General features: G+C 48.9%; 13 protein-coding genes and 1 pseudogene. 8 read left to right on the forward strand and 6 right to left on the reverse strand.

The genetic code is table 11. From position 1 onward, the window contains the following. Positions 1-38: 38 nt before the first annotated feature. The 3 genes from ABDK09_00290 to ABDK09_00300 are packed head-to-tail and all read right to left on the reverse strand — an operon-like array spanning position 39 to position 1,523. The gene (locus tag ABDK09_00290) at positions 39-257 is read right to left on the reverse strand and encodes a hypothetical protein (GenBank protein XAW87943.1); all 219 of its coding nucleotides are present in this window, start codon (positions 255-257) and stop codon (positions 39-41) included. Beyond that, positions 223-1,086 carry a sulfate ABC transporter permease gene (locus tag ABDK09_00295; protein ID XAW87944.1) on the reverse strand — a complete coding sequence of 288 codons (864 nt, stop codon included), beginning with the start codon at positions 1,084-1,086 and terminating at the stop codon, positions 223-225. Before ABDK09_00295 ends, ABDK09_00290 begins: the two co-directional genes overlap by 35 nt. Next, positions 1,083-1,523, reverse strand: coding sequence for a hypothetical protein (locus tag ABDK09_00300; GenBank protein XAW87945.1), 441 nt, complete (start codon positions 1,521-1,523; stop codon positions 1,083-1,085). The genes ABDK09_00295 and ABDK09_00300 overlap by 4 nt, the downstream gene beginning before the upstream one ends. A gap of 177 nt (positions 1,524-1,700) precedes the next feature. Between ABDK09_00300 and ABDK09_00305 the strand changes: the two genes are divergently transcribed. After that, the gene (locus ABDK09_00305; protein ID XAW87946.1) at positions 1,701-2,909 is read left to right on the forward strand and encodes a histidine kinase dimerization/phospho-acceptor domain-containing protein; all 1,209 of its coding nucleotides are present in this window, start codon (positions 1,701-1,703) and stop codon (positions 2,907-2,909) included. Next, positions 2,899-4,191: an ATP-binding protein gene (locus ABDK09_00310; GenBank protein XAW87947.1), complete on the forward strand. Its 1,293-nt coding sequence runs from the start codon at positions 2,899-2,901 to the stop codon at positions 4,189-4,191. Before ABDK09_00305 ends, ABDK09_00310 begins: the two co-directional genes overlap by 11 nt. A gap of 140 nt (positions 4,192-4,331) precedes the next feature. On the opposite strand, the gene ABDK09_00315 is transcribed toward ABDK09_00310, so the two are convergent. Together ABDK09_00315 and ABDK09_00320 are read right to left on the reverse strand one after the other, a co-directional pair. Beyond that, on the reverse strand, positions 4,332-6,140 hold the full coding sequence (locus tag ABDK09_00315) for an EAL domain-containing protein (protein ID XAW87948.1): 1,809 nt from the start codon (positions 6,138-6,140) through the stop codon (positions 4,332-4,334). A gap of 297 nt (positions 6,141-6,437) precedes the next feature. Beyond that, the gene (locus ABDK09_00320) at positions 6,438-6,929 is read right to left on the reverse strand and encodes a cytidine/deoxycytidylate deaminase family protein (protein ID XAW87949.1); all 492 of its coding nucleotides are present in this window, start codon (positions 6,927-6,929) and stop codon (positions 6,438-6,440) included. A gap of 797 nt (positions 6,930-7,726) precedes the next feature. Between ABDK09_00320 and ABDK09_00325 the strand changes: the two genes are divergently transcribed. From ABDK09_00325 to yddG, 6 genes and pseudogenes are all read left to right on the forward strand, one after another. Further along, positions 7,727-7,861 carry a hypothetical protein gene (locus ABDK09_00325; protein ID XAW87950.1) on the forward strand — a complete coding sequence of 45 codons (135 nt, stop codon included), beginning with the start codon at positions 7,727-7,729 and terminating at the stop codon, positions 7,859-7,861. A 149-nt stretch (positions 7,862-8,010) separates the two neighbouring features. Further along, positions 8,011-8,472, forward strand: coding sequence for an exopolysaccharide biosynthesis protein (locus ABDK09_00330; GenBank protein XAW87951.1), 462 nt, complete (start codon positions 8,011-8,013; stop codon positions 8,470-8,472). A gap of 32 nt (positions 8,473-8,504) precedes the next feature. After that, positions 8,505-8,903: an OsmC family protein gene (locus tag ABDK09_00335; GenBank protein XAW87952.1), complete on the forward strand. Its 399-nt coding sequence runs from the start codon at positions 8,505-8,507 to the stop codon at positions 8,901-8,903. A 130-nt stretch (positions 8,904-9,033) separates the two neighbouring features. Beyond that, entirely contained in the window at positions 9,034-9,663 is a 630-nt protein-coding gene (locus ABDK09_00340; GenBank protein XAW87953.1) for a DUF1294 domain-containing protein, read from the forward strand. A gap of 153 nt (positions 9,664-9,816) precedes the next feature. Continuing rightward, positions 9,817-10,390, forward strand: a pseudogene (locus ABDK09_00345) (sugar O-acetyltransferase). 52 nt (positions 10,391-10,442) lie between these two features. Continuing rightward, entirely contained in the window at positions 10,443-11,369 is a 927-nt protein-coding gene (gene yddG / locus ABDK09_00350; GenBank protein XAW87954.1) for an aromatic amino acid DMT transporter YddG, read from the forward strand. Positions 11,370-11,604: 235 nt separating this feature from the next. Here the strand turns inward: yddG and ABDK09_00355 are convergent, their stop codons facing one another. After that, positions 11,605-12,501, reverse strand: coding sequence for a cation diffusion facilitator family transporter (locus ABDK09_00355; protein ID XAW87955.1), 897 nt, complete (start codon positions 12,499-12,501; stop codon positions 11,605-11,607). Between the last annotated feature and the right edge of the window lie 180 nt (positions 12,502-12,681).

Consider the following 12,681-nt stretch of genomic DNA (forward strand, 5'->3'; position numbering starts at 1 on the left):
TTGTTTCATAAAACTGTAATTTATATCGTGTAACCCCCTTAAAAAGTAAACGAGATAGCGGCTGAAAAAACCTGTACCTCGGTTTCTATGTTATCCATTGGATTCTGGATGCGGGTAAAGTGACCATTGATCATATTTTCTTGACTGGTGATGTATTGCCACTCCGCGTTAAGTGCCACATTGGCGGTAATGTTGTAGCGTAACCCGAGCAGATAGGATTCATTATGGTTGAGTTTGCGCCGCTGTCCGTACTGCACATAGGGCTGCCATGGGCCGAAACTGGCGCGCGATGCCCACATACCAGTTGGCATAGAGTGTGCGATCGTAAATGAACTCTGAGAATACGTGATAGCGTGCGAGTGAGTAATTGATGCCGAATGCGATCAGGTCGAGATCATAATGGTCAATGTTCGTATTGTCGGCAGTAAGATTGGCTTCGCTGGTGATGTAGGCGAGACGATACTGGTTTTCGTCTTGATACCAGTCTGCGGTAAGCCCAAAAGCAGCATCGGCAGCCAGGGTATAATTGGTGTCATATAAGTGGTAATCGTTATCACCGGGGACGGCCATAAAGGTCGACAGGCGCAATTGCGACGCGTCGCTGACCGCTTTATTCCATTCAAATGATGCTCCGTCATAGTGGGTGATACCGAGCAGGCTGTCATAGACATCATGCGCCGGACGAATCCACGGATACGCGACGGAAACGTAGTTGTATTCAGACATCATGAACAACGGCAGCCTCAGCCGCCCGACTTTAGCGCTGTATGCTCCCCATGCCGACTCAAGATAAGCCCATTCCAGCTCCGGATCGGACAGATGATCCTGTGGACGCTTAACCGCCTGCACTGAAGCTCGCCAGCGATCATTGATTAACCAGTCCAGCTGTAAGCCTAGTGTGGTATCGCAGTCAAAGCACCAGTCATTATCTATCTCACGATGGACAAAAACCGGTACCTCACTGTCTGAGCGAGTGGCTGATAATGTGCCAAATCCACTGAGTCGTAAGTTGTCACCAAGGTGAATCTGTGCTGAGACTACGGGTGACAAAAGAATTAAGCCGAGGAGTGTTGACGCTGTTTTCATAGTGGTTCCTCACTATCAAAGACATAGAGGACAGACAGATCTTCCCTAAGCCAGGAAACAGGAATATAGGCAATGCCATTTTTATTATGATTAAGCCAGTTAGTCACAGCCTGCGGGTTATTCTCCGCCACTTCAAACGGAGCTCGGCTGCGCCCGGAGAACGTCTGACGGGCCCAGATAGCCTGCATCTGAGCCGGGCTTTTGCCTAGTAAGGTGTAATAAAAGCGATTGCGCAGAGCTGAGCCTTGAGTCAGATCAAGCAATACAAGATTGAAATTATCGATATGGCTGACATGACCGCGATAGATCATTTTGACCTGGCTGCCTTTCAGCTTTGGGAGGGCGTTATTCAGCGTGACGATTGCATAGCTCTCGGCAAGTGCGGTGGCACTGCATAGCAGCAAACAACACGACAGAAGAAATCGGATTCGCTTCACTAAAATGTCTTTCCTTGACCTAACTGACTCAACTTTATTGAAATTATCGGCGCAAACGCAGTGAAGAGTGACTATGTTTAACTGTAGGCTAGGTCTTCTCGTTATCAAGGTGCGGCAATGTTTATTGTTAATCGCTTCTCAATAAAAGCGCGATTGGTGCTTTTGTGCTTATTACCTATGTTGGTAATAGCTTGGGGAACGTGGACGTTATTTAGTCAGTTTCAGTCCCAGTTATTGTCTTATCAAAGTTCGACCCAGAAAGTGACTGCGCTCAACTACGTTGCCAATGCCACTCACTCGTTTTATCACATATTAAGTCGCCGGCTGAACGATGATCCGCTGGATTTCTATATTGAACAGCTGGAGTCTGAGCTGAATCAACTGAATGAATTTTTTGCTCCTTCAGTGACCCGGCTGGTTGCGGAAAATTCCGATTTGTTAATTCGCAATAATATTGCAGAGCTGAGAAGTCTGGCACAGGAAGTCCGCACGGCCTCATTCGACGATGTCAGGCAATATGGTACCTGGGCTTTTGACTTAATTTATGAGCTCAACCTCGAAATTCAGAAAACCAGTAATCACGACGCTCCGGCAGAGATCCATCATTTAGACACCATTTATGATGAACTCAGTTGGTTTCTGTACTGGATGCAACGTGAAGCCTGGTTTTTACGCGATTTAGCGCAGTCTGAAACTCTGAACAAGCAGCAGGTCGGGCAATACTTACGTATTGCTGAGAATGAACAATTGTATCTGGAGCGCTTTATCGACTCCGGGGCCAGTTCAGTGCAGCTGGAACAGATAGTCAAACTGTTTGCGCAGCAGGACTTCAGACAAGGGGCATTAGTGCGGGAAAAAATTCTGCAGCAGGATGTCTCCCCGGCAGAGCTGGCCGGTTATGTACAAACACTGGATAATCGCCAGACATCAATCCAGAAGCTGTTTGTCGGTTTCTCCGATCATCTCGCCGGGCAGATCGCTCATCGCTCTCAGCAGGATCAGCAGCGTATCATTCTGGTCAGCGTGGTGGTATTTCTGGTGTTTATGCTGCTGCTGTTCCTTGGGCTCGGAACCTTCTATCGTATTTCTACCAAGCTGAATCGTATCCTCGATACGATGTGGCGGATGCAGGACAAACGGGATCAGGTTCAGCTGATTGAGATTGATGGCAATGACGAGTTCTCCGACTTTGCCACCAATCTCAATCACATCATTGAAGAAGTTCAAGTGCATGAAGCTTCTCTGATTCAGGCCAAAGAAGAAGCGGTTGCCGCTAACCGGGCGAAAAGTTCCTTTCTGGCGAACATGTCCCATGAAATCCGTACTCCGCTCAACGGTATTATTGGTATGACTGAAGTGTTGGGAAACGTCAGGGTTGACGGCTAACCAGCAAGATATTTTATCCGACATTGACAGTTCTTCTCAGGCGCTGCTGATATTGCTGAATGATATCCTCGATTTGTCCAAGATTGAGGCCGGGAGTCTGACGCTCACCCCTAACCCGTTTAACTTTGCTGAGCTGGTGTATGACACGGTGAACTTGGTGAATCTGCGTGCTGTGACGCAACACGATGAACTGTCTATACAGCTCGATCCTGCCTTGCCTTTGTTGGTCGTCGCAGATGAATTCAGGGTGAAGCAGATCCTGATGAACCTGCTGTCTAATGCGGTGAAATTTACCAAAGATGGTGAAATAAACGTTGAAGTCAATTTTCTTGCTGAGGATACGCCGCAAATCCGCTGCAGTGTTACGGACAGTGGGCGTGGCATAGCGAAAGACAAACTGACGACCATTTTTGCTCCGTTCACGCAGGAAGATGACAGCATTACCCGCCATTTTGGTGGCACGGGGCTGGGCCTGGCGATCTGCCAGCAGTTGATAGAAATGATGCGGGGGACCTTATCGGTCAACTCAACCAAAGGGTTGGGCAGTAAATTTGAGTTTACCATTCCTGTAGAGCTGCCGGAGGAGCAACCTGAACCGGTTCAGTGCTCGCAGTTCTCGCTGCTGGTGGCCAATGGCACCTCATATGTTGCAGCGATTCGTCGCGAGTACCAGCGCCTGGGAACCGAGTGGGCTGAAGCTCAGACAGTGGCTGACCTGACAACGATGGAATTCAGTAAACCGGTCAGTCATGTGGTCTATTGTCAAAGTCTGACTCAGCGCAGTCAGGGCGATATCGGGTTGTTACGGCAACGTTTTCCGCATGCCAGCATTATTTTCTGTCAACATCATCTGTTCACCCGTCGCGGTCAGGTCGATAACGTGGACGGCTGGGTTACGCTGCCTTTTCTCGGCGCCCGTTTTGAACGTCTTCTTGTTAATCAATCAGATGGTTCACAGGGAGCCGTGGATAGTACGCTACTTGAACAGAGTCCCGCGGCTGAGCCAAGCTCAAGTTGTATCCTGATTGTGGAAGATAATCTGATGAATCAGAAAATCGCGACTTTCTTTCTGGAGAAGGCCGGCCTGAGCTATGTGATTGTCAGCAATGGTCAGGAAGCTGTGGATGCCATTACCCAGGGGGGAAGGTTTGCCGCCATTCTGATGGATTGCATGATGCCGGTGATGGATGGATTTACTGCCACACGCCGGATTCGCCAGTGGGAAGGAGAGAAACGGTATAGCCAACATACCGATTATCGCCCTGACAGCCAGTGTCCTTGATGAAGACATTGCTCACTGTTTTGAAGCGGGCATGGATGCTTATCTGCCCAAACCTTATAAGTCCAAACAGTTGTTTGATATCTTTAACGAGCTTGAAGTGGCCTAATGGCGACTTATTGAACTAGTAGAGACTCATTGAACTAGTGGCGACCCATTGAAAGTGTTTGAGTTGCCTGCTCGCGCGTAATCAAGGTGATGAATTGTTCTGCTCTCAGAGGCGGTGAGTAGTAATAGCCCTGATAGTCGTCACACCCCTCATCAGCCAGTAGTGATAATTGTTCACGGCTGTTTACCCCTTCAGCGGTGACCACTTTTCCGAGGTTATGGCCGAGTTGGATGATGGTTCTGACCAGCATATGGTCGTGGTGATCCTCAACACAGTCATCGATGAAAGATTTGTCGATCTTAACCACATCGATCGGTAGTTGTTTTAAGTAATTAAGCGATGAGTAAGCAATACCAAAATCATCGATTGCAATGCGCACGCCAATACGACGTAATTCATCACAAGTCTGGCTGACGCTTTGTGGCTGTTGTATCAGAGTGGTTTCGGTGATTTCGAGCTGGAGCAACCGTGGATCGAGGTCCGTATCCCGCAGAGTCTGGGAGATGACCTGAAAAATATCGTCGTAAAGAAACTGGACCGCAGATACGTTAACGGCAATACAGATATCGTGGCCCTGTTGCTGCCAGGCTTTGGCCTGGCGACAGGCAGTCTCAATCACCCAGCGCCCGATGGGAATGATTTGCTGGCTTTTTTCCGCAATTGCCACGAACTGCTCCGGGTTAACCTGACCTAAATCAGGATGGTGCCAGCGTATCAGCGCTTCAGCACTTGTCACTTGTCCGCTGAAAACGTCGACTTTAGGTTGATACTCCAGATGTAACTGCTGGCGGTTAATCGCCGTGCTCAGTTCACGTTCGAGCTGATAATTACGGATGGTTTCTCCGATTAACTCTTCATCAAAATGCTGCACCAGATTCTTGCCTTTTTGTTTAGCGCGCAGCAGTGCGATATCCACATTACGGCACCAGATATCACTGTCGTACATCGCGTCCTCAAACAGAGCCACGCCGATGCTCAGTGTCATACTGTAGTAGCGCTGATTGAGAAAAAATGCCTGGCTGCAGGCAGCGAGAATACGGTGAGCGACCTGATCGGCTTTGGCCCGGATGTGTTGGTCACCTGTTATAATGAGCGCAAACTCGTCGCCACTGAGACGGTACAACTTGTCACAGTCAAGGTTCAGCTGGTTAAGACGTTCCGCCAGTCCTGCGAGTAGTATATCGCCCTGATGATGGCCCAAAGTGTCATTAATCAGTTTGAAATCATCAATATCCAGCTGCAACAAAGCATAGTGCTCTTCGGGGTGGTATTGGGATTCCAGTCGTTTGGTGTCATTTAAAAACGCGGCACGGTTGGCAAGGCGGGTAAGAAAATCGGTCAGACTGTCGCGTCGATAGCGTTCGAGCTGAGACTGCAGCTTTTGTTTATAGTACACGCCGAGCGTTGCCAGTATTGAAATCGAGACAAGCTCCATCGCATCCAATAAGTAGTCACCGAAAGTCGCCGAATGGAAAGAGTAATGAGACAAGCTGGCTATAACTAAAAGCAGCGCTGCGATGACTGGCCACAGGGTGCCCGGAAACAGAATCAAATAGGTCAGAGGGATCAGGATAAAGGTTTCCTGCAGCGCAGCAGACGATGATTGGTGGCTTGCCATGATGACACAGCCCAGAGCGGTCAGTGCTGCCAGCATCTTGAGTCTTGAGTTCGCACTGACAAAAGCCAGTAACAGGCACAGCGGGTAGGCATACAGATAAGGTGCTACCGTCTGGGGTACCACCAACAGTGAATGACTGACAATAGCGACTGCAGCAAGATAAAACAGAGGCAATAAGCCCCGCAAAAGCGATCCTGAAACGGCCTGACTGGATGCAGATAACATGCAAATTCCTGTGAGTAATTCTGCCTTGGAGCGACATCTGTCTTGATTCCGGGCGCGTTGTGACAACAAAATGACGGCGAACGCCAAAGGTGAAGCAACAATTTACGCTGAGTGTAATTCAGGAATAGCGAATGTAAGTCAATATATTGACAGCTTTGGTTGAAACCTGGGGCTAGTCTCATTTTGGAGACGGTCGAACGGCAGGTATTCAGAATAATTGGCTGAATGCGAGAGTTGTTCTTTGCAAAAAAGAATCTGCAAAAAAGAAGCCCTCCGTGTGGAGAGCTTACCTTTTGATTATCGCGCCGGACAAAACCTTAAGAGGGCAGGCGAATCTCTGTAATCGAGCTGAGTTTCTTCAATCGGCAGCCAGTTTACTTTTACGCCGGCCTGAAGAAACATGTCCTGGCTGACTTGGATCTTGTCACCCCAGCGGGACAAAAAGTCCTCTGATTGTTCCGGGCAGTGCACGGCAGCTATGCCGGTCTGGATGATTTTGGCCGCACAGTTCGGGCACGGAAAGTGAGTGACATAGATTTCACAACCGTCCAGATCCCGTTTTGCGAACAGAATTGCGTTTTCTTCTGCATGCAATGTCTTGAGATATTTCATATCTCGGTCATCGGTGTTTGCGCTGTCTGAAATACCGTGCGGGTAGCCGTTAAAGCCGACCGAAACGATGCGGTTTTGTTTCGTGATCACCGCTCCGACCTGGGTCGAAGGGTCTTTACTCCAGGAACCAACGAGTTCTGCCATTTGGTAAAAGCGTTGTGCCCATTTAGAAATCATTGCGTGGTTTCCTCACCTGAATCGTTATTGGTCGTCACCTAGGTATTTATGTGACTAATATCCTTAATTTAACTGAATGAGTCTAGAAAAAATACGTGGTCACAAGGCCAAGATGCGTAATCGCTGGCTTCTTGTACGCTTTATGATTGATATCATCGCATTAATAGTGAGATCCGCATCAACTTTTATTCGGGGGCTAGTTTGCTGCCGATTAGCCATTTTAGGATTGGCTTTGTGCGAGATCTCTTACACGTTATGTGAGACTTTAGCTGTTAAGTCGTAAGGTAAGTGAGATATTGTAATTATAACGTTTTGTTTATTATGAATTAATATTTAATTGATACCGATTCTCAGCCGGGATGGCCGTTTTTAGCGCTTGCTCAAATTGGCCGATATCGTAATCTCAAGTTGTCGGCAGGATGCAGACATGGAACAGGAAAGACCCAGGGACAGGTCATCTTCAGGACGAAGATTCGGTTATTCAGGATGAATGATCGGCATGGATAGCAAAGGACATAAGCTGGATGCTACGTAACCAGGATGGTTATGAAGGAAAGTTTATGGACGGCTTAAAGGACTAAAGCGTAAGTCTGTCAGGATGACAGAGTCAGGGACACCGCTAGGAAGGCGATGAAACGGAATGCGCTGAAGGACACAGCAAACTATCAAGGAATTGATGCAGGGAGCACCTCTAGTAGCCGGATTGCTGCGAGTAAGAACTGAACCCCACCAGGCGCGAGCTTGGTGGGGTTTTCTTTTATGGGTTGATAATAAGCTGACATTGGTGCGCTGAGTTTATGGCAAGTTACATCGCACGCAATCATCGTTATCACAACGATGCAAATTGTCTTGTTGATGGCAATAGTCTGGTCGATGACAATAGCTGGGTTGATGACAATGGCTTTGTCGATGACAACAGTATTGTCAGTTAAACAGTGTTGTCGGTTAAATAGTGTGGTGAGTGTGGAAAAAACCTCTGAGTTGTTAGTCAAGACCCTGCAACAGCATCCTGATACCTACCTTTCGATTGGAGAATTGCTGGAATCGCTCAAACGGCGTTTCTTACGGGGCGCTGTTAATCATGTTGAGTCTGGCCGGATTAATTCCCGGCATTTCATTTTTCGCCGGATTTGCCATTTTTTTGCTCGGCCTGCAAATCATTGTTGGATTCCAGTCCCCGCGTCTGCCGAAACTGATTCAGCGTCGTCGTCTTAACCGCCATAAAACTCTGCGTTTTATCGAAGAGATGCGACCGTGGCTGGAGCGGGTAGAGCAATACATCAAACCGCGTTGGGAACCTCTGTCCAACTCAATGGCGCGGCGCGTTGTCGGCGTGATCATTTGTCTGTTATCTGCTGTTGCAGTGATGCCGCTGCCTTTTGTCAACTTTCCCCCTAATATTGCGATTATCTTATTTGCGCTGGGAATCATAGAGCGTGACGGTTTGTTCATGCTGATTGGTGGCGTGCTGAGCGTCTTCGCTGTCTGGGCCGGATATCTGTTGATGCGTATAGCACTCAACTCGCTGATGTTGGTATTATAAGACGTGTTAAAGCAAAAGAAGTGATAGTAACTATGGAAGCACAAGTTAAGTGGGTTGAAGATTTTAAATTTATTGGTGAATCTCAGTCCGGTCATTGTGTGGTGATGGATGGTAACGGCGGTGCGACTGCGCCAAGCCCGATGGAGATGGTGTTGATGGCTGCGGGTGGCTGCAGCTCGGTTGATGTGGTTGATGGCCTTAAATCTGCCGAGCAACAAGTACACAGCTGCATCGCAAAGTTGACTACTGAGCGTCGTGACACGGCGCCGCGTCTGTTTACCAAAGTCAATATTCACTTTGTGATCTCCGGCCAGCAACTCGATGAGTCGGTGGTTGAAAAGGTCACCGCGGATTCGCTGCAAAAATACTGCTCGGTATGTCTGATGCTGGGGGCCGGAGTGGAAATGACCCATAGCTGGGAAATTTGCTGATCGGAAGCGTGACTTAAAAACAAGCCGTGCTTAAAAATGAGAAACCGGGTGAAAGCCCGGTTTTTTCTTTCCTCAAATTCAGTGCTTTGACTATGCTTAGCGCACGTCTGATAAATCTATCATTACTAGTATGGCAGTCAAAGGTCACATCACTGAGTGGTATGCCGCTCAGGGATACGGTTACGTTACTCCTGAACAGGATGCCCGGCGTATCAAGTTCTACCGACAGGATGTGTCCCGCTCGGTCGACAGCCTGCGTGCCGGACGTCCGGTTCGTTTTCGCATTGTAGAGGATGCGCAGGGCAACAGCCGTGCGCTGCAGCTGGATAGCCTGCGTCCCTGCCCGTGGCTGACTCTGTTGTCAGTGTGGTTTTTAGCCGCGCTGGTCGGCGGCATTCTGTTTTGGTCCTATCCCCTGCAAGTTGGGCTGTTCTATCTTATTTTGACGAGTCTGCTTTGGCTGGTTTGTGTGCTGGAGTGGCGTGCGGAAAGGCATAACAAGCCCGTGACGGGTGATGCTGCCATGCTGTTTTTGTGCGGTATCGGTGGATGGCCGGGCGCTCTGACCGGTGCTTATCTGTTTCGGTTGCAGGCTCGCTCCTTGGTGTATAGCACGCTGTTATTCATCGTTATTGTCATTCACATCGCTCTGGTAGGCTGGAGTCTGACCCCGCAGGGAATGCAGACTCTGCAACCCATAGTCGCTTCGGTGCTGGCTCACGTGAGTTTGGTGGCCCGCGAGTTTGGCTGGGTCTTTTGACTGTGCTGGTTGAGTGCTGCCGGTATCTCTAAACAGGGGCTGGTATCTCTAAACAGGGTTGGTATATCTAAACAGGGAAAGTTAACCCGCGAGTTTTTCTCTTTTTTCCGCACACAATCCGGGTACTCTTGCAGTAATAACATGAGGTGCCCGATGACAGAATTAGAAAAGATGATTGCCGGTGAGGTTTTCGATGCGAACGATCAAGCTATCGCGACTTTACGCCAGCGAGCGACCGAACTGAAAGTCGAGATCAATCAGAGTGTGTGTGATGTTGAGCGGCATAAGTTGCAAACAGAACTGTTTGCTGCATTTGGTGCCGACAGTATCGTCCAGGCACCGTTTTACTGTGAATTTGGTAAGACGATTACCATTGGCAGCCGAACGTTTATAAATATGAATGTGACCATGTTGGATAATGCACCGATTACGATTGGCAATCATGTCCTTATCGGTCCTAACAGCCAGTTTTATACCCCTTCTCATGCTCTTGATTACCGACATCGCCGTGAATGGGAGGCATTCAGTCAGCCGATTGTGATCGAAGATGATGTCTGGATTGGCGGCAACGTCGTGATCAATCAGGGCGTCACGATTGGTGCCCGTTTCTGTGGTGGCGGCCAATTCTGTGGTCAATCATGATGTGCCGCCGGATACCCTGGTTGGTGGTACACCTGCGCGTATTATTCGTTACCTTAATAATGGTAGGGATACTTCTCTGTGCTGACGATTTCAGTTAAAGTTCGTTCTCTTTTCTGATTACTTTTCCGGAGCCTGTTTTGGCACTGCACATATGTACCGTTTACGGTGTTGCAGCCATATTATTATGGAGTTGCGTTGCGGGTTTAGTTCGTATGGTCGCGGAGCAGTTCAGCCCGACCGGCGGGGCTGCCCTGATTTATACGGTTGCCAGCGTGTTTCTGGTCGGGGTGATGGGGATTCCCCGCATTAATCGCTTTTCCTTGCGCTATCTTATCATCGGCGGGGCGCTGTTTGTCAGCTACGAGATTTGCCTTGCGCTGGCTTTGGGAATGGCACACTCCCGTCACCAAGCGCTGGAAATGTCGGTGATTAACTACCTGTGGCCGGCATTGACCGTACTGTTTACCGTTATTTCCAGTCGGCAACCTGTCAGCCGCTGGGTTTATCCATGTATCCTGGTCGCTTTTCTCGGTGTTGCCTGGGCGATTTCAGGTGACAGCGGTTTATCGCTGGAGCAAATTGCCGGCAATGTGTCGGGCAATCCGATGGCGTATACCATGGCTGCATTGGGCGCCGTGATTTGGGCGGTGTATTGCAACGTCACCCGGGTGATTGCCAATGGTCAGAATGCAGTCACTCTGTTTTTTATCGCTACGGCGCTCATTCTTTGGGTGAAATATGTATCAGGAGATGAACCCGCGCTGCAGTTCACCGTTCCGTCCGCTCTGACGCTTGTGCTCACTGCTGTGGTGATGGGCAGCGGCTATGCGCTTTGGAATCAGGCGATTCTGGCCGGTAATATGCTGCTGTTGGCAACCTTGTCATATTTTACCCCGGTATTTTCGACCCTGTTTTCCTGCCTGATTCTTGGCGTGGTGCTGGGCAGCCATTTCTGGCAGGGAGTGGTGATGGTGACGCTGGCATCTTTAGTGTGCTGGTGGGTAACCCGCCATAGCTCCGCGGCGGAGCAGCCAAGCGTATCTCCAACGGAGAAAACGGTTTAGCGATCGCTGTGGTTAGCTTATCACTGCTTTGGGTCCGGACATAAAAAAGCGACGTGGTTTGGCACGTCGCTTTTTATCAGGGTGTTTGTTATCTGATTACTTGTTATCAGATTAGTTTGCTCAGTTAACCGCTTATCAACCGAACGTGGGCCTGGCTAACCTTAATTGGCGCACTTAGCTGATGATCTCTAGCCGCGATCTTGAGCAGTAATCTCAAGTAGCGATGTTACCTGTCTCAAGTCGCAATGTTAACGGTGATCTGCAGTTTCAGCGGCAGCTTGGCCAGGCGCTTTTTAATGGTTTCGCGCGTTTGTTCAATATCTTCCAGCAAAATCACTTCACTGCTGTCCGGGTAAATATCGACGTCGACCCAAAGTTCGCGACCTACTTTGGTCACACCGGCCAGTTCTATTTCCTGATCGGACTCTTTACCGGCATCAAATACACTTTGGTCAACGGTTTGACAAATCTCTTTACTCGGCGCCATCAGGAAGATTTCGCGCAGAGCTGAAGTCAGCATTTGGAACGGTACTTTGATGAAGTAAAACGACATCGCTAACATCATCATCGGGTCGGCATACACTGCGTAAGGTGCCAAAGGTGTTAGTGACATTCCCCAGGCAATCACGAAACCAGCGGTCACTGCAACGCTCAACATGGCATCCATCTGCCACTGCTTCACTTCAGCATCGATAAGACCAGAAGTACGGCGTTTGTTCAGTGATGCCATGTACCACCATGCAAAACCACAACCGATCACGTTGATGGCACCGAATGCAGTGGCAATCGACGCATCGACTTCACGTCCGCCGGTGAACATGGCACCAATTGCAGAGTAAAGCGAGTAACCCACCACCAGCAGAATCACCGCACCTTTAACCGCAATCACGGCAGGTTCGAGCACCGCGCGTCCGAACGGAAAACGTTCATCAGACGGTTTCATAATGTAACGTGATGTCGCGAGCGACAATAATGTTAACAGCAGGCTGACCAGTGAATAAACACCATCAAACATAATCACCAGTGAGCCGACGAGCAGACCGATCACTAACCCGCCGCCTGCAAAAAGTGATGCAAAAAGGGCAGAGAGGGTCAGGACACGCTTTTCGTTATACGTTGTTCGAGCACACATTTGATTTATACCTGTAAGAAACTGACGTTATTCTCGCCTAAACCTGGCCTTTTACAACGACGATTTGCATTCCCAGTTGGTTTAAATTTAACCGTTTTTGATTTTGTTTAATAAAATCATAGAGATGGGGTGTGTTTTTGCTGTCACTAATTTTGACGCTGAGTGGCATGCCGCCATGTT

The sequence above is a fragment of the Vibrio sp. CDRSL-10 TSBA genome, assembly GCA_039696685.1.
In the GTDB taxonomy this organism is placed as follows: Bacteria; Pseudomonadota; Gammaproteobacteria; order Enterobacterales; family Vibrionaceae; genus Vibrio.